The organism is Ruegeria sp. CL3 (genome assembly GCF_056536505.1).
Genome location: NZ_JBQFPT010000007.1, coordinates 227,079 through 240,766 on the forward strand (window position 1 = coordinate 227,079; position 13,688 = coordinate 240,766).

Genomic DNA, 13,688 nt, shown 5'->3' on the forward strand with positions numbered 1-13,688 from the left:
ACCTGTGCGCCCCGTCCTCCACGGAGACGTCAGCGCTGCGGCACGCGCCCTCTTGGCTGTGCCGCAGCGTTGTCGTCGAACCCTCTGTATCAGGATGGTGGCAGAGGCCGAACTGGCCGACCGCCATGTCCAGCGCACTGGTCGGCTGCACCCGCTCTACGGCAATGGATCCCTGATGACAGCCGCCCGCACTCGGGTGCTGGCGGATGAACCGGGCTTTGACGATCTTGATTATTGCCAGTGTTTTGAGATGGTTTTGCGCCAACTTATACTACGTCAGGCTCGGCGGGCGCTGGGCTGACTTTTTAGAGAGCCGAAAGGCGCCAGCACCCACTTGGAACACATTCATTTTGGTTAAGTTGAAGATCACGGGTTTGCGTTTGGCGTTTTTACCACTAAATGGCATGCTAGGCGCAGCAAAGGATCAAAAGCCATGTTTGAAAAGCGCAGCCACGTGACCCCCGTCGATCCGGTCTGGAACCGGATCACGACCGAGGCCCATACCGCCGTTGAGCAAGAGCCCCTGATGGGCGGGCTGGTGCATGCCTGTATTCTGCATCACCGCAGTCTTGAAAGGGCATTGTCGTACCGAGTGGCGGCCAAGCTGTGTTCGAACGAGATGTCGATGATGGTCCTGCGTGAGATCGTGGACGAGGCCTATGCCGACGACCCAAGTTTGATTGAGGCCGCGCGCGCCGACCTGATGGCCGTCTATGAGCGCGATCCAGCCTGCCACCGTCTACTGCAGCCGATCCTTTATTTCAAAGGATATCAGGCGATGCAGGCCTATCGCGTAGCCCACTGGTTGTGGCGCAAGGGACGGCATGATTTGGCCTACTTCTTCCAGATGCGGTCGTCTGAGATTTTCGGCATAGACATTCACCCCGCCGCCAGGATCGGCAAAGGGATCATGATCGACCACGCCCATTCCATCGTGATCGGTGAGACTGCTGTGGTTGGTGACAATGTTTCGATGCTGCATTCTGTGACGTTGGGCGGGACCGGCAAGGAAGAAGAGCAGCGCCACCCAAAGATCGGTGATGGAGTTCTGATCGGTGCCGGGGCCAAGGTTCTTGGCAACATTGAGGTCGGCCACTGCAGCCGGATCGCCGCAGGATCGGTGGTGCTACAAGAGGTTCCCGCCTGCAAGACAGTTGCCGGCATCCCGGCCAAAATAGTGGGCGAGGCGGGGTGCGATCAGCCCTCGATCTCGATGGACCACATGCTGGGCAAGGACCAGTAAACCTCAGTTTGAGCGGTTGTTCTTTCTGTTCAACCGCTCCTGCCGTCTTTGCTCCCTGCGTTCCTTACGCTCTTCGATGCGTTGCTGGCGCTCAGCCTTTTGCTGGGCGATCACGGCTGGATCACTGGATTTGAACCTGGAGTTTTCGCCCGGATAGCTGTTGGGTTTTGCGAGTGCCGTGTCCGCCGCAAGCGCGGTTGCAGCAAGGACAAGCAATATCTTGGTCAAAACAGATAAGCGCATGGACCACCTTTGAGGTTCAAAACCATCTGTCTCAAAGGTGGGAGAGTGCGGTTGCTGCGGCAACCCTTGGGGCGATCACACTTGCTCACATCGTGGCCGTGATCGTGAGAGCACCCGCCGAGGTCAGACCCCGGCGGGTAGAGTTTTTTCACGCCAGCATGACCATCGGATTTTCCAGGTTTTCGACGATGGCTTGCAGCAACTGTGCCCCAAGCGCGCCGTCGATGACCCGGTGATCCACCGACATCGTGACGGACATCACGGTAGCGACCGTCAGCTCTCCGTCTTCGCCTACAACCGGTTTCTTCAGGCCGGTGCCGACCGCAAGAATACCTGCATGCGGTGGGTTCACGATGGCGTCGAAATTGTCGATGCCGAACATGCCGAGGTTCGAAACCGCGAATGTGCCGCCCTGGTATTCATGCGGGGCCAGCTTGCGTTCGCGGGCGCGACCGGCAAGGTCCTTCATCTCGGTCGACAGGGCAGACAGAGACTTGGTGTCGGCATCCTGCAGGACCGGAGTGAACAGACCGCCTTCGATCGCAACCGCAACGGCCACATCAGACGGTTTCAACTGCAGCACGCGGTCGCCCGCCCAGACTGCGTTGCATTCGGGGACCTGCTGCAGCGCGTTGGCGACAGCTTTGATGATGAAGTCATTGACGCTGAGCTTTACGCCACGGCCTTCCAACTGCTTGTTCAACTGGCTGCGGAACTTGAGGAGTGCATCGAGCTTGATATCGCGGCGCAGGTAGAAATGTGGGATGGTCTGCTTGGCCTCGGACAGGCGCGCGGCAATGGTCTTGCGCATGCCGTCGAGCTTGATTTCCTCGTAGTCGCGACCCTCGTACATCTTGGCCACGGCATCTGCCGATGGGCCAGCCGGTGCCGCCGCTGCGGGCGTGGCTGCTGCGGCAGGGGCCGGGGCTGCTGCTGGCGCTGCAGTTGCGCTTTCCACATCGGCTTTGACGATGCGACCATGTGGGCCGGAGCCGGTGATCTGTGCCAGATCAAGGCCCTTTTGCGCCGCGATGCGACGGGCCAGCGGTGAGGCGAAGATGCGACCACCGTCGGCTTTGGCCGGTGCTGCCGGAGCAGGGGCGGGCGCCTCGGATGCCGCTGGCGCGGCGACCTCGTTGCTCGCGGCGGCGGCAGGTGCAGCCGCTGGGGCCGCGGCCGGTGCGGCGCCAATATCATCGGCGCTTTCGCCATCTTCAAGCAGGACGGCGATGGCAGTGTTGACCTTGACCCCTTCGGAGCCTTCCGGGATCAGGATCTTACCGATGGTGCCTTCGTCAACAGCCTCGAACTCCATCGTGGCTTTATCGGTTTCGATCTCGGCCAAAAGGTCGCCGGAGGAGACGGTGTCGCCCTCTTTGACCAGCCATTTGGCAAGGGTGCCTTCCTCCATGGTCGGAGACAGGGCGGGCATTAGGATTTCGGTGGGCATTTCAGCGCTCCTCAATCAGAGTAATTTGGTCAAAGGGCGCCTTGGGGCGCCCGGTGCCGCGTGCGAGCGTCGCAATCGCAGCCTCGATTTTTTCTTTGTTCTCCGCCATCCAGACATAGGCGGTCTGGTGCGAGGGGCGCGCGCCTATCAACCGCATATCCGCCGCCAGTCGCTCGGGCACAAGCGCCCGTACGATGCGGTTGTCGATGTCTATCTCGACACGGTAGCATTCGGTTGCTGGATCGCGGCCCCTGATCTCCATTACCGGTAGGTCACCTGTTTGACGGCAGCGATCACCTCATCCGTGGTGATCAGGGCCAGCTTTTCAAGGTTCGCGGCATAGGGCATCGGGACATCCTTGCCGGTGCAGTTGATGACCGGCGCGTCGAGATAGTCGAACGCTTCCTGCATCACAACCGAGCTGATGTAGCTGCCGACAGAGCCTTGCGGCCAACCTTCTTCGACAGTGACCAGACGGTTGGTCTTCATCACTGAGTTGATGATCGCGCCTGTGTCCATCGGACGGATGGTGCGCAGGTCGATGACCTCCGCGCTGATGCCCTCTTCGGCAAGTTTGTCGGCGGCTTCTAGGGCATATTGCATGCCGATGCCGAAGCTGACGATGGTAACGTCCGAGCCTTCGCGCCAGATGCGGGCCTTGCCCAGAGGAATGGACAGGTCATCCACTTGCGGCACGTCGAATGTGCGTCCGTAGAGGATTTCGTTTTCCAAGAAGATCACCGGGTTGGGGTCGCGGATCGCCGATTTCAGCAGGCCTTTGGCATCAGCGGCCGAGTACGGCATCACGACTTTCAGGCCGGGGATCTGCATGTACCATGCGGCGTAATCCTGAGAGTGCTGCGCGGCCACGCGGGCGGCGGCACCGTTGGGGCCACGGAACACGATGGGGCAGCCCATCTGACCGCCTGACATGTAGAGCGTCTTGGCGGCGGAGTTGATGATCTGGTCAATCGCCTGCATGGCAAAATTGAAGGTCATGAACTCGACGATGGGTTTCAGGCCACCGAAAGCTGAACCAACCGCAATCCCGGCAAAGCCATGCTCGGTGATCGGGGTGTCGATCACGCGTTTGGGGCCGAATTCGTCCAGCAGACCTTGGCTGATTTTATAAGCGCCCTGATACTCGGCGACTTCTTCGCCCATCAGATAGACGTCTTCGTCGCCGCGCATCTCTTCGGCCATCGCGTCTCGCAGCGCTTCACGAACGGTCTCGGTTTTCATTTCTGCGTCGGCAGGCCAATCGGGCGATAGGTCCACAACCGGAGCGGCCGGGGCGGTAGCTGCCGGAGCGGGGGCCTCAACCGCCGCAGGGGCGGCCTCGGTCACCGTTGCGGCTGCGGGGGCAGCCGCGGGCAGGGCGGAGGCGTCTTCGCCTTCTTCCACAAGGATCGCGATGGGGGTGTTGACCTTGACCCCTTCGGTGCCCTCGCTGATCAGGATTTTGCCGACGATACCTTCGTCAACGGCCTCAAACTCCATCGTGGCCTTGTCGGTTTCGATCTCGGCCATGATGTCGCCGGAAGATACGGTGTCGCCTTCCTTAACCAGCCATTTGGCCAACGTGCCCTCTTCCATTGTGGGCGAAAGGGCGGGCATGAGAATTTCGGTTGCCATGTCTTATTCGTCCTCTCAGGCGTAAATGTCAGTCCAAAGCTCTTCGACGGAAGGCTCGGGGCTTTCTTTCGAGAATTCGGCGGCTTGGTTCACGACTTCTTTGATTTCTTTGTCGATCGCCTTCAGGTCATCCTCGGTCGCATGTTTGCCGGTCAGCAGCAGCTCGCGCACATGTTCGATCGGGTCGCTTTGCTCGCGGACCTTCTGAACTTCTTCGCGGGTGCGGTACTTGGCCGGGTCGGACATCGAGTGACCACGATAGCGGTAGGTCTTGACCTCAAGGATGTAGGGGCCTTTGCCTGCGCGGCAGTGGGCGACGGCTTTCTCGCCTGCGGCTTTGACGGCCAGAACATCCATGCCGTTGACCATTTCGCCCGGGATCCCGAAGGCCTGACCGCGGTGGTAGATATCCGCCGAAGAAGTCGAGCGCGCTTGTGCTGTGCCCATCGCATATTGGTTGTTCTCAATTACGAAGACGACTGGCAGATCCCAGAGGGCGGCCATGTTGAACGTCTCGTAGACCTGACCCTGGTTCGCAGCACCGTCACCAAAATAGGTGAAGGTCACGCCGCCGTTTTCCTTATACTTGTCTGCAAAGGCCAGACCCGCGCCTAGCGGGACCTGAGCGCCAACGATGCCGTGGCCGCCGTAGAAATGCTTCTCTTTCGAGAACATATGCATCGAGCCGCCTTTGCCCTTGGACAGGCCGCCCTCACGCCCGGTCAGTTCGGCCATCACGCCGCCCGGATCCATTCCGCAGGCCAGCATGTGGCCGTGGTCGCGATAAGATGTGATGCGTTTGTCGCCTTCTTTTGCTGCAGCCTCAAGGCCGACAACAACCGCCTCCTGTCCGATGTAGAGGTGGCAGAAACCACCAATCAGACCCATACCGTAAAGTTGCCCCGCCTTTTCTTCGAATCGACGGATCAACAGCATCTCGCGGTAGTAGGTTTTCAGCTCTTCCGCAGAAACGTTTGGTTTCTTTGTGGTTTTTCGCGCAGCCATTGTGGCGATCTCCCCCTTTCGGACAGATAGTTTAGCGTTAAACTATCTTTTAGAGCATTTCTTGCGATCTGGCGAGCGTAAATATGACGCAGCGTAGCTTTGCGCAATTCATGCAGGGGGAGAAGGGGGTTAGCGGATGACGATTTCATCCGCGCGGATCATGCCCAGTACGGATCGGGCCTGTTGATCCAGCAGGTCGAGATCAAGGTAATTGTCCGAGAGGCGACGGGTGAGGTTTTCCATCTCGGAAATCTCAGATTTGAGCGCCGCGAGGTCGCGTGACAGGGCGTCCCGTTCCGCCGAAATCTCAACCCGTCGGAACAGGCCATAGTCTCCCTGGACGGCGGCGAAGGTGAAATATACACCCAGCATAAAAGCCACCGAGAAGAAAAAAACTGCGCCCAAACCGGGCCGATGGGAACGGGACACTCTGTTGACCGCCGTATGAAGTCTGCCTCAATAACGGGCCCTTTGTGGGCCTCTGATTGCACTATGTCACAGGTGATTCGGGATGTGAATCCCCTGATTCGCAAAATTTCTTGGATGAGTCAGATTGTCTCGCGGCACGGGTTGGAACGCGCCGCGATGATCACTGGTCCAGTGCTGCGACACCGGGCAGGGTCTTGCCCTCCATCCATTCCAGGAAGGCACCGCCTGCGGTCGAGATATACGAGAAGTCCTTGGCCGCGCCCGATGCATTCAGCGCGGCAACGGTATCCCCGCCGCCCGCGACCGAGATCAACTGACCCGCGCGTGTCAGCGCAGCGGCTTTTAGGGCGGCGGCGTTGGTGGCGGCGTCAAACGGCTCTAACTCGAACGCTCCAAGCGGGCCATTCCAGATCAAGGTCTGGCTATTGCCGAAGATCTCGGTGATGGCGGCGACGCTTTCAGGGCCTGCGTCCAGGATCATGCTGTCTGCGGGGCACTGATCGGCGGGCAGGACCTGATGCGGGGCGTTTGCTTCGAATTTCTCGGCGACCACCACATCAACGGGCAGTACGATGGTGCAGCCGGATGTTTCGGCCTTGGCCAGAATCGCTGCGGCGGTGTCTTTCATCGCGGTTTCGGCCAGCGATTTGCCGACATCAATGCCCTTGGCGACAAGGAACGTGTTCGCCATACCGCCGCCGATGACCAGATAGTCGACCTTGTCGATCAGGTTGCCCAACAGCTCCAGCTTGGTCGACACTTTCGCGCCGCCAACAACGGCTGTCACAGGGCGTTTTGGTGCGCCCAGAGCGCCCTCCAGCGCCTCAAGCTCGGCCTGCATCAGGCGACCGGCGCAGGCGGGCAGCAAACGGGCCAGCGCCTCGGTCGAGCTGTGGGCGCGGTGCGCGGCCGAGAACGCGTCATTGCAGTAGACATCGCCCAGACGCGCCATGCCAGCGGCCAAATCGGGATCGTTCTTGGTTTCAGCCGCGTGGAAACGGGTGTTTTCCAGCAGAAGCACCTGACCGGGCTGCAATGCGTCGGCGGCCAGTTCAGCCTCAGTGCCCACGCAATCGGCAGCGAACAGGACTTTCGCGCCGAAAGCAGTTGCCAAGGTCGGGACAAGTTGGTTCAGCGACAGGCTTTCACGTCGCTCACCGCCGGGACGACCGAAATGAGCCAGCAGGATGGGTTTGCCACCAGATGCCAGAATGTGCTGCACGGTGGGAACAATACGCTGAATACGGGTGGCGTCGGTTACAACACCGTCAACGACCGGCACGTTGATATCCACGCGGACCAGCACGCGTTTGCCGTTCAGGTCCATATCGTCCAGTGTTTTCCAGCCCATCGCGCAATCCTCGTGTTTTGATACCCTTTGGGCGGTTCTTTTCCTGCATTTTGCCCTCAGGTCAATGCGTCACTTGGCATTCAGGCGCTTGGCGCATAGGTATTTGCGCAAGACAAACGACAGGAGGGCCAGATGGCCGAGATCAAGGATCCCGAAAACACAATCATCATTGAGCTGAAAGACGGCAATGTCGTCATTGAGCTGCTGCCTGACGTGGCGCCTCTGCACAGCGCCCGGATGAAGGAACTGGCCCGTGGGGGCGAGTATGACAACGTGGCCTTCCACCGTGTGATTGACGGCTTTATGGCCCAGACCGGCGACGTTCAGCACGGCGACATGGAAGACGGATTCAACATCCGCATGGCGGGCACAGGCGGGTCGTCTCTGCCGAACGTTCCAGCGGAATTCTCGAAACTGCCGCATGACCGTGGAACTCTGGGCGCTGCGCGCTCGCAGAACCCGGATTCGGCAAACTCGCAGTTTTTCATCAACTTCAAAGATAACCACTTCCTGAACGGTCAGTACACGGTCTATGGCCGCGTGATCGGCGGGATGGAGCATGTAGACGCTATTGTACGGGGCGAGCCGCCTGCGAGCCCGGACCGCATGATCAGCGTCAAGGTAGCGGCAGATGCATAAGCTCGCCGCCGCTTTTGTCCTGCTGGCCAGCCCCGCGCTGGCCACCGGGCTGCAGATCGAGGTTGAGGGTGAGGCCAATGGCACCATCATCATCGACCTGTTTGAAGATGTCGCACCCAAGCACGTTGAGCAGATCACCGCGCTCGCCAACGCAGGTGAGTATGACGGGGTCGTCTTCCACCGCGTGATCGAAGGGTTCATGGCCCAGACCGGTGATGTTCAGTTCGGCAACCAGACCAAGGGCAGCTTCAACGCTGCCAATGCAGGTCGTGGTGGCTCGGACCGTCCTGACTTGCCGGCCGAGTTCTCGGACATCACCTTTGATCGCGGTGTGGTCGGCATGGCGCGGTCTCAGAACCCCAACAGCGCGAACTCGCAATTCTTCATCATGTTCGAGCCGGGACCGTTTCTGGATGGCCAGTACACCGTTGTCGGTCAGGTCACGGACGGGATGGACGTAGTTGATGCGATCAAACGCGGTGCTGGTCAGAACGGCGCCGTTGTCGGCCAGCCCGACGCGATGAAAAAGGTCACTGTGACCGAGTAACGAATAACCCCGGCGCAGGCCATGCGCCGGGGTTTTCTTGTGGGCTAGGGACCTAGATCAGTCGTCGCCCATTGCTTTCCAGATCAACGCACCGATGGCACCCCCGATCAGCGGGGCGACCCAGAACAGCCAGAGCTGTGCAAGGGCGGGGCCATCCGCAAACAGTGCCACGCCCGTGGACCGTGCCGGGTTAACCGACGTGTTGGTGACAGGGATTGAGATCAGGTGGATCAGGGTCAGGGCCAGGCCGATGGCGATCGGGGCAAAGCCCGCAGGTGCTCCGCTGGAGGTGGCCCCCAGAATGATCACGATGAAGAACGCGGTCAGCACGATCTCGATCACCAGCGCAGACATCATGGAATAGCCTTCGGGTGACGCCTCGCCATAGCCGTTTGAGGCAAACCCGCCCACGCCTTCAAAACCAGGCGCGCCACTAACGATCACATACAGCACCACCGCTGCCGCAATTGCACCCAGCACCTGAGCGACCCAATAAGGCAATAGGTCTTTGGCGGGAAAGCGCCCTCCGATCATCAGGCCGAGGCTCACCGCGGGGTTGAAATGCCCGCCCGAGATATGGCCCACGGTATAAGCCATTGTCAAAACGGTCAGGCCGAAGGCGAAGGATACACCAAGCCATCCTATGCCGACATCAGCGACCCCTGCCGCCAGAACTGCGCTGCCGCAGCCGCCCAGAACCAGCCAGAACGTGCCGAAGAATTCGGCCATGAGTTTTGATGACATGAATAGTCCTCCATTAATCAATGAGAACCAGAGTAATTCAAAAACTGTGATTTGTGAAACTTGCGTTTGGGGGAATTTTCACGGCCTGCGCGTCAGTTAGGTATGCCACCCCATGTCGCGGGATCGAGATTGAACAGCGCGGCAAGCTGTTCATAGACATGAGGTGCCGCCTTTTGCAGGGCGAGAGGGCGCTCAAAAAACACCTCGACCGAGACAGCGAAGAACTCCTCATGGCCTTCGGCACCGTAAGGGTCGATGACGGTGCGATGCCCGGCCTCTACTGCCGCGACATGGTCGGAATAGGCCGTTAGAAAGACCTTTTCCCACTCAGCATAGCTCTGTCCCTTTGCCAAGACCGGAACTCCGTTGGTGCCACCCGACAGGTCGTCGATCTGGTGTGCGAACTCATGGAATACCACGTTGTGCCCGTCATGGTCATTCATCGCGCCTTGCTTGCTATGGGCCCATGACAGGATCACCGGGCCACGGTCCCAGCTTTCGCCGGTTCGGATGATCTCTTTCTCAGTGATCACATAACCGCTGCGCCTTTGCTGACGAGACTTAAAAGCATTGGGATAGATCAGAACAGTCGTCAGATTGTCGTACCAGGTGTCGGTGTTCACCACGAGCAGGCAGGCTTGCGCGGCGATGGAGAGTTGCATCTCATCGGTGACTTCCAGCCCGTCGCAACCGTAAAAGCTCACCTGTTCTAAAAACAAGTTGATCTTGCCATCCAGTTTCTCACGCAGGTCGGCAGGAACACGTTGGAGGATGGGGACCTGTGCCGCGATGATGCGCCGGTCGTCTTCGCTGAGAGGCTCGGCCAGAAGTGCTGCACGCGTCTTTTTCTTTGACCAGGACCAATACAGAAAAGCGCCTGCTAGGGCTGCGACAAGAGCAAAAAACATCCACATGGGTGGAGCTTAGCCGTATCAGTTCAAGCTTGGAACTGGATTCAGAGCAAGGCCCACAGTTGAATCGAAAACGCCGCAGGATGGCCTGCGGCGTTTTAAAAATCCGGGTTGGATTTGCTTTACTGTTTGACTTCCGCAGCCGGGTTGGCACCCGGTTTTGCACCGCGGCCAGGGTTCAGGGGATCGTCCTGACGCTGAACCGAACCTTCGAAATGCGCGCCGCTTTCGATGGCGATTGTCTTGTGGATGATGTCGCCTTCGACACGTGCGGTCGAGGTCAGGCGGACTTTCAGGCCACGCACGCGACCTACGATGCGGCCGTTGACAACAACATCGTCTGCAGTGACTTCGCCTTTGATGGTCGCGGTTTCGCCGATGGTCAGCAGATGCGCGCGGATGTCGCCTTCGACAGTGCCTTCAACCTGAATATCACCGGTTGTCTTGATGTTGCCGGTGATATGCAGGTCCGAAGACAGGACCGATGCGGGCGGCTTAGGCTTGGGTGCCGTGCTGGCCTTGGGTTCAGAAGGGGCAGGGGCCGCCGGAGTCGCCGGAGCAGCAGGTTTTGCCGCCTCAGACTCCTTGGATGCGGGCTCGTTGATTTTGCTCTTAGAAAACATTTCTCGCAGCCTTGATGTAAGTCATTGGGTTTACAGGTTTTCCGTTCACGCGCACCTCATAGTGCAAATGCGTGCCGGTGGACCGTCCGGTGCTACCCATATCAGCAATATGATCCCCGCGCGAGACCCTTTGGCCGACCTTAACGTTGATCTTGGTGTTATGAGCGTAAAGTGTCTCAATCCCGAAGGCGTGTTTGATCCTCACAAGGCGTCCAAAGCCGGACTGCCAACCGGCATGGGTGACCACGCCATCTGCGGTTGCAAAGATATCGGTGCCTTGGGGACCCGCGAAATCGACGCCGTTATGCATCCGGCGTCCGCCCGTTTTGGGGTCGCGGCGCGAGCCGTAGCCGCTGGTAAACCGCACAGCGGAATGAACCGGGTTCGCAAAGGGCGCTTTTTCGGCCGCCAGACGATAAAGGTTCAACTGATCCATTTGTTGTAGAAGCTGGTTTGCGCGCACCTCGTCGGCGGAGATGTCACTCTCCTCGCCGCGGGTGCTCAGGGATAAAGGGGTCAGCGGACCGCCCATACCGCTATATCCGCGTCGCACCTCTTCGATGATGCGGTCTGTGGGCATACCCGCCTGGCGGAACATCTTGTCCAGAGGCTCGACCGAGATCACCATCGCCTCTTCCAACTGGCGGAAAATCTCGTCACTGCGTTCCTGCATCAGTCGGATTTCCAGCTCCAGGTCATCGCGCTGGTCCAGCGCATCACGCGCGTCGGCTGCGATCTGATCCCGCTCTTCCGCGGTGCGAGCCAGCGCGTCGGTCATGAATTCCATCTGCGCCGGGGCCGAGGCGGCCACGACGTAGGAGTCCGTTGTATCCGCATCCTGTTGCAGCTTCGCCAGTTCGCCACGGGCCTCTTCGCGTTGCTTCATCGTTGCGCGCAGCGTGGTCTGGATCACCTCGATCCCAGTCTCCAACTCGCGCCGACGGTTTTCCGAGGCCAAAAGCTCGGACTGCATCGCCGAGACCTGCGCCAGTGCAGCGTTGAACCGGTCCTGCGCGGCCAAGGCTTCCTGAGCGCGGGCGTCACGCTCAGCGGACAGGATGTTGAGACGTTCTTGATAGGTGGCCTGATCGCGTTTGGCTTGCTCGCGGAAGTTGCCAGATCCGATACTGTCCATCAGCAGAATCGCTGTGGCGACGGCGGTCCAGCCAACCATGACGGCCACACCGGCCACCGCAGCGATCTGCGTTTCCGAGCTGAGACGGATGTACCGCGTGTCTTTGTCAGATTTCAGAAAAACCCGGCGTTCCGGGAAATGCCGTTCGAGCAGCGAGTGAAATTTAATTGCCAGACGTGTTCTCACGCGTCTTACCTCTCATCCCCAAGATCGGGACCGGTCGTGGTGCAATAGCCGTCCCTTGGACGGGATGCTTAATAGGGTCTCAGCATTCCGGCAAGTTTGTTGACCAATTTGTCGTTGAAGGTGCAGTTTTCCCCCTACGGATCGGCGAAAACCTGCCGAAATTTACCTTTAGACTCAGTCTGAGACCTGACCCGGCGCGGGCATGTCCTCGGTTAGCGGCCAGTAGAAGTCCGGCGGCAATCCTGCCTCGGCACGCTTCTCTTCGTTAAAGGGCGGTTTCAAGGCACCGTGGAAATAGCGCCGAACCAATTGGTGGAAGACGTCCTTGGGGTCGGCGTTTTCGCGTCCACATAGAAAATGGAACCACTTGGAGCCATAGGCGACGTGGCCGACCTCTTCCGCATAGATCACCTCGAGTGCAGCGATGGCCTGTTCCGCCTTTGCCTTGCGAAAGATATCGATCATGCCGGGTGTGACGTCCAGCCCGCGTGCCTCTAGCACCATGGGAACCACTGCAAGGCGGCCCATCAGATCTTCGGCAGTGTCTTCGGCGGCGCGCCACATGCCTGCATGGGCGGGCAGGGCGCCGTAAAGGCTGCCCATCTGTTCCAGACAATCGCACACCATCTCAAAATGGCGCGATTCTTCTTCGGCGCATTTGACCCAGTCATCGTAAAAACCGATCGGCATGGGCACGTGACCGAAGCGGGCAATGATGTCCCAATGCAGATCCACGGCATTCAGTTCAATATGTGCAACAGCGTGCAGGAGCGCGATCCGTCCGGCCTCGGACCCCGGTTTGCGCTTTGGCACTTCGCGCGGTGAGAGTAGCTCGGGCTTTTTAGGGCGTGCAGGGTTCAAAGGCGGGGTTGCGGTGCCGATTTCAATCGCGTCACCCTCGCCCTTACGCGATGCGAACCAAGCGGCGGCATGGCGTTTGGACAGGGCGGTTTTCTCCCGCCCGTCCGCTGTTGTCAGAACCTCGGTTGCCATCTGGGTCAGTGTTTTGGGCACGGGTACGCTCCGCCTTGTCGTGTCGGGGCCGGGGATAAACCGGATGGCGCGCGGGGTCGAGGGGGCTACATCGCCTTGACGGCCTCAAGTACCGCATCCACGTGGCCCGGCACTTTGACCTTGCGCCAGACTTGAGCGATGCGGCCCTCGGCGTCGATCAGGAAGGTCGAGCGTTCGATGCCCATGGATTTGCGGCCATACATGTTCTTTTCGACCCAGACGCCGTAATCATCGCAGACGGTCGAGTTTTCATCCGACAGCAAAGGCGTGGTCAGGTCGTGTTTGGCGACGAACTTGTCATGTTTGGCAACGCTATCGCGCGAGATGCCGAAGACCTGAGCGCCCGCATCGGCAAAGGCCTGAAGCTGCTCCGAAAAACCGATGGATTCCTTGGTGCAGCCCGGCGTATCATCGCGGGGATAAAAGAATAAAACGACGGTACTGCCGCGCAGATCCGCGAGGGATACCTCACCGCCGCCGTCTCGGGGAAGGGTGAAATCAGGGGCCATGTCTGAAACGTCGGGCATTGGAAA

General features: G+C 59.4%; 17 protein-coding genes. 4 read left to right on the forward strand and 13 right to left on the reverse strand.

Annotated elements, in window-relative coordinates; all coding sequences use genetic code 11:
- The first annotated feature begins 4 nt into the window (after positions 1-4).
- Positions 5-301: a DUF7742 family protein gene (locus tag ACR0NO_RS12750; RefSeq protein WP_170676419.1), complete on the forward strand. Its 297-nt coding sequence runs from the start codon at positions 5-7 to the stop codon at positions 299-301.
- Between the two features lie 132 nt (positions 302-433).
- Positions 434-1,243 carry a serine O-acetyltransferase gene (gene cysE / locus ACR0NO_RS12755; protein ID WP_170374012.1) on the forward strand — a complete coding sequence of 270 codons (810 nt, stop codon included), beginning with the start codon at positions 434-436 and terminating at the stop codon, positions 1,241-1,243.
- A 3-nt stretch (positions 1,244-1,246) separates the two neighbouring features.
- Here the strand turns inward: cysE and ACR0NO_RS12760 are convergent, their stop codons facing one another.
- The 7 genes from ACR0NO_RS12760 to ACR0NO_RS12790 form a co-directional block, all read right to left on the reverse strand.
- On the reverse strand, positions 1,247-1,486 hold the full coding sequence (locus tag ACR0NO_RS12760; RefSeq protein ID WP_480724200.1) for a hypothetical protein: 240 nt from the start codon (positions 1,484-1,486) through the stop codon (positions 1,247-1,249).
- Between the two features lie 148 nt (positions 1,487-1,634).
- Complete coding sequence (locus ACR0NO_RS12765; protein ID WP_480724201.1) at positions 1,635-2,936, reverse strand: pyruvate dehydrogenase complex dihydrolipoamide acetyltransferase; 1,302 nt, start codon at positions 2,934-2,936, stop codon at positions 1,635-1,637.
- A 1-nt stretch (position 2,937) separates the two neighbouring features.
- Positions 2,938-3,198: a hypothetical protein gene (locus ACR0NO_RS12770; RefSeq protein WP_170374009.1), complete on the reverse strand. Its 261-nt coding sequence runs from the start codon at positions 3,196-3,198 to the stop codon at positions 2,938-2,940.
- Positions 3,198-4,571: a pyruvate dehydrogenase complex E1 component subunit beta gene (locus tag ACR0NO_RS12775; protein ID WP_480724202.1), complete on the reverse strand. Its 1,374-nt coding sequence runs from the start codon at positions 4,569-4,571 to the stop codon at positions 3,198-3,200. Before ACR0NO_RS12775 ends, ACR0NO_RS12770 begins: the two co-directional genes overlap by 1 nt.
- Before the next feature lie 15 nt (positions 4,572-4,586).
- Positions 4,587-5,576 (reverse strand): pyruvate dehydrogenase (acetyl-transferring) E1 component subunit alpha, encoded by a 990-nt coding sequence (pdhA, locus tag ACR0NO_RS12780; protein ID WP_170466225.1) that lies wholly within the window; start codon positions 5,574-5,576, stop codon positions 4,587-4,589.
- Between the two features lie 129 nt (positions 5,577-5,705).
- Positions 5,706-6,005 carry a septum formation initiator family protein gene (locus ACR0NO_RS12785; protein ID WP_170640755.1) on the reverse strand — a complete coding sequence of 100 codons (300 nt, stop codon included), beginning with the start codon at positions 6,003-6,005 and terminating at the stop codon, positions 5,706-5,708.
- 160 nt (positions 6,006-6,165) lie between these two features.
- Positions 6,166-7,356 (reverse strand): phosphoglycerate kinase, encoded by a 1,191-nt coding sequence (locus ACR0NO_RS12790; protein ID WP_480724203.1) that lies wholly within the window; start codon positions 7,354-7,356, stop codon positions 6,166-6,168.
- A gap of 132 nt (positions 7,357-7,488) precedes the next feature.
- On the opposite strand from ACR0NO_RS12790, the gene ACR0NO_RS12795 reads away from it, so the two are divergent.
- A complete protein-coding gene (locus ACR0NO_RS12795) occupies positions 7,489-7,995 on the forward strand; it encodes a peptidylprolyl isomerase (RefSeq protein WP_480724204.1) in 507 nt (168 codons plus the stop codon).
- Complete coding sequence (locus tag ACR0NO_RS12800) at positions 7,988-8,542, forward strand: peptidylprolyl isomerase (RefSeq protein WP_480724205.1); 555 nt, start codon at positions 7,988-7,990, stop codon at positions 8,540-8,542. Before ACR0NO_RS12795 ends, ACR0NO_RS12800 begins: the two co-directional genes overlap by 8 nt.
- A 57-nt stretch (positions 8,543-8,599) precedes the next feature.
- Here the strand turns inward: ACR0NO_RS12800 and aqpZ are convergent, their stop codons facing one another.
- The 6 genes from aqpZ to ACR0NO_RS12830 all read right to left on the reverse strand — a co-directional run bounded on the left by aqpZ (position 8,600) and on the right by ACR0NO_RS12830 (position 13,682).
- Complete coding sequence (gene aqpZ / locus ACR0NO_RS12805) at positions 8,600-9,286, reverse strand: aquaporin Z (RefSeq protein ID WP_170458789.1); 687 nt, start codon at positions 9,284-9,286, stop codon at positions 8,600-8,602.
- Positions 9,287-9,378: 92 nt separating this feature from the next.
- Positions 9,379-10,200, reverse strand: coding sequence for a M90 family metallopeptidase (locus tag ACR0NO_RS12810; protein WP_480724206.1), 822 nt, complete (start codon positions 10,198-10,200; stop codon positions 9,379-9,381).
- Positions 10,201-10,319: 119 nt separating this feature from the next.
- The gene (locus ACR0NO_RS12815; RefSeq protein ID WP_170676405.1) at positions 10,320-10,820 is read right to left on the reverse strand and encodes a bactofilin family protein; all 501 of its coding nucleotides are present in this window, start codon (positions 10,818-10,820) and stop codon (positions 10,320-10,322) included.
- Positions 10,810-12,141, reverse strand: a complete 1,332-nt coding sequence (locus ACR0NO_RS12820) for a DUF5930 domain-containing protein (protein WP_480724207.1) — start codon at positions 12,139-12,141, stop codon at positions 10,810-10,812. The genes ACR0NO_RS12815 and ACR0NO_RS12820 overlap by 11 nt, the downstream gene beginning before the upstream one ends.
- A gap of 174 nt (positions 12,142-12,315) precedes the next feature.
- Positions 12,316-13,134 carry a ferritin-like domain-containing protein gene (locus ACR0NO_RS12825; RefSeq protein ID WP_480724240.1) on the reverse strand — a complete coding sequence of 273 codons (819 nt, stop codon included), beginning with the start codon at positions 13,132-13,134 and terminating at the stop codon, positions 12,316-12,318.
- 86 nt (positions 13,135-13,220) lie between these two features.
- The gene (locus tag ACR0NO_RS12830) at positions 13,221-13,682 is read right to left on the reverse strand and encodes a peroxiredoxin (protein ID WP_480724208.1); all 462 of its coding nucleotides are present in this window, start codon (positions 13,680-13,682) and stop codon (positions 13,221-13,223) included.
- Positions 13,683-13,688 lie beyond the last annotated feature (6 nt).

What these genes read in the sequence shown, in the direction of transcription:
- cysE (WP_170374012.1), top strand. Translation starts at nt 434, where the DNA reads ATGTTTGAAAAGCGCAGCCACGTGACCCCCGTCGATCCGGTCTGGAAC.
- ACR0NO_RS12760 (WP_480724200.1), bottom strand. Translation starts at nt 1,486, where the DNA reads ATGCGCTTATCTGTTTTGACCAAGATATTGCTTGTCCTTGCTGCAACC.
- ACR0NO_RS12765 (WP_480724201.1), bottom strand. Translation starts at nt 2,936, where the DNA reads ATGCCCACCGAAATCCTAATGCCCGCCCTGTCTCCGACCATGGAGGAA.
- ACR0NO_RS12770 (WP_170374009.1), bottom strand. Translation starts at nt 3,198, where the DNA reads ATGGAGATCAGGGGCCGCGATCCAGCAACCGAATGCTACCGTGTCGAG.
- ACR0NO_RS12775 (WP_480724202.1), bottom strand. Translation starts at nt 4,571, where the DNA reads ATGGCAACCGAAATTCTCATGCCCGCCCTTTCGCCCACAATGGAAGAG.
- pdhA (WP_170466225.1), bottom strand. Translation starts at nt 5,576, where the DNA reads ATGGCTGCGCGAAAAACCACAAAGAAACCAAACGTTTCTGCGGAAGAG.
- ACR0NO_RS12790 (WP_480724203.1), bottom strand. Translation starts at nt 7,356, where the DNA reads ATGGGCTGGAAAACACTGGACGATATGGACCTGAACGGCAAACGCGTG.
- ACR0NO_RS12795 (WP_480724204.1), top strand. Translation starts at nt 7,489, where the DNA reads ATGGCCGAGATCAAGGATCCCGAAAACACAATCATCATTGAGCTGAAA.
- ACR0NO_RS12800 (WP_480724205.1), top strand. Translation starts at nt 7,988, where the DNA reads ATGCATAAGCTCGCCGCCGCTTTTGTCCTGCTGGCCAGCCCCGCGCTG.
- aqpZ (WP_170458789.1), bottom strand. Translation starts at nt 9,286, where the DNA reads ATGTCATCAAAACTCATGGCCGAATTCTTCGGCACGTTCTGGCTGGTT.
- ACR0NO_RS12810 (WP_480724206.1), bottom strand. Translation starts at nt 10,200, where the DNA reads ATGTGGATGTTTTTTGCTCTTGTCGCAGCCCTAGCAGGCGCTTTTCTG.
- ACR0NO_RS12815 (WP_170676405.1), bottom strand. Translation starts at nt 10,820, where the DNA reads ATGTTTTCTAAGAGCAAAATCAACGAGCCCGCATCCAAGGAGTCTGAG.
- ACR0NO_RS12825 (WP_480724240.1), bottom strand. Translation starts at nt 13,134, where the DNA reads ATGGCAACCGAGGTTCTGACAACAGCGGACGGGCGGGAGAAAACCGCC.
- ACR0NO_RS12830 (WP_480724208.1), bottom strand. Translation starts at nt 13,682, where the DNA reads ATGCCCGACGTTTCAGACATGGCCCCTGATTTCACCCTTCCCCGAGAC.